Source organism: Arthrobacter sp. MYb221 (assembly GCF_002979835.1).
Lineage (GTDB): Bacteria > Actinomycetota > Actinomycetes > Actinomycetales > Micrococcaceae > Glutamicibacter.
In genome coordinates this window covers 1-1,677 of sequence record NZ_PCPW01000038.1, presented here as the reverse complement: position 1 = coordinate 1,677, position 1,677 = coordinate 1, and the positions used below count along the sequence as shown (strand labels likewise).

General features: G+C 61.7%; 1 protein-coding gene. It reads right to left on the bottom strand.

Annotation, left to right across the window (positions count from 1 at the left end; genetic code table 11):
- Window positions 1-204: 204 nt before the first annotated feature.
- Entirely contained in the window at window positions 205-1,275 is a 1,071-nt protein-coding gene (locus CQ015_RS18580; protein WP_105650853.1) for an IS110 family transposase, read from the bottom strand.
- Window positions 1,276-1,677: the final 402 nt, after the last annotated feature.

Sequence of the window (1,677 nt, the reverse complement as noted above, 5' to 3'; positions counted from 1 at the left end):
ATTTTCGCAGTTCAGGATCACTTTTTCTTTGTTAATGACGCTTAATTACTGGCCTCTCGATGAAATACCTGGGCTAGCTGCAGCCATGCGACCAAGTTCAAAGCGAACATTGCCAGGTCAGCCCACGCCTGATTCGCGGCAAAAGACCAATACGGCAGCTTGCCCAACCCCGTGCTCTTGAGCGTTTTGACCCTTCTATATCTGTCAAGCGGGACTCGTGGCCGGAGTCCCGGCGTTCAGGGTTCGGTAGACCTTTCTGGAGAGGTACCGTTTGATGCACCTGCGGATCTCTTTGGTGGTGCGTCCTTCTTGTGTGCGTTTGTCGGTGTATTTTCTCGTTTCCTCATCATGGATCATGCGGACCATCGCAACTATGTGCAGGGCCTTGTTCAATTGCCGGTCCCCGCCACGGTTCAGCCGGTGCCTTACGGTATTGCCCGAGGAAGCCGGGATGGGATTCACCCCGGCCAGGGACGCGTAGGCGGCTTCCGAGCGCACCCTCCCTTGGTGGGACCACGTGGACAGGCAGACCGCTGCGGTGACCGGCCCGAATCCTGTTTCCTCCAACAACGCTGCGGCCTCACTGACAGAGACCAGCTCGGTGATCCGGGTAACGTTGGCTTTCAACTGGTCGTCGAGGTCGATGATGCGTTTGGCCAACCGGATCGCTTCGGCCCGGGCCGTGGCCTCGGCCAGGGCCTCATCGCGTTCACGCCACTTTGAGACCGCGATGATCTTTTCCCCGGCCAGTGCCTTGCGGGCGTCCATCCCCAGCGCTGTGATCCGCAGCAGGGCCGTGAGCCCGTTGACTGCGCTGGTGCGTTCTCCGGTCATTGAATCGCGGGCGGTCAGCAGCACCCGCAGAGCGGCGCGGACTCCCTCGTTCAACCGGGGTGTGCGCAGTTGATCGGCAGGCAGTGGCAAGGCGGCGGTGGCGATGCGGCGGGCGTCCAGCGGATCAGACTTGCCGACCCCGTGGCGGGCCTTGGCACTCATCCTGGGTGCTTCGGTGACCCGGTATCCGGCAGTGGAGACGGTGCCGGCCAAGACCGCGCCGTAGGAAGCCGTGCCTTCGATGACCCAGAGCGTTTCGGCGTCACCGCCGGTGCGGTTGCCTGCCCAGGTGATCGCACGGTTGATCCCGGCAACGGTTGTGGGGAAATCGCGGGTATCGAGGTGTTCGCCGGTGGCGGCATTGATGATGGCATAGACATGATTTTTCGCGTGAGTGTCAACCCCCACGACAAACCCGTAGGTTCGCGAGACAATAGACATTGCGGTTCCAACCTCTTCTCATAGCGGACAGGGGGCGGCGACCGTTTACGGCCGGCACCGGTCCGGGGAGAAGTCACTTCGGAACAATACTGTGATGAGCCACGCCACCACTGGCGGCGGGCAGCCTTCTGATCAAGTTACCGAGGTGGGCCGGGCGGGCGCCGGCCGGCCACCCCGTGGTCGGACAAGTCAAAACAAAGACACCTTGCGGGTCAGATCCGGTTTGAGCCACGACCACGGAATGGACGGCTGGCTCCTACTCTGCCAGCTGATCCCAGACCAGCCAGTTCAAGACTCACAGATCCGGTTCTCGCACCGGCCACGCGCACGATGCCGAGCATCAAGGAACGCCACGTTGAACCGCGGAGCATTGGTCAAGAACGCCGTCACCCGATTGCCATC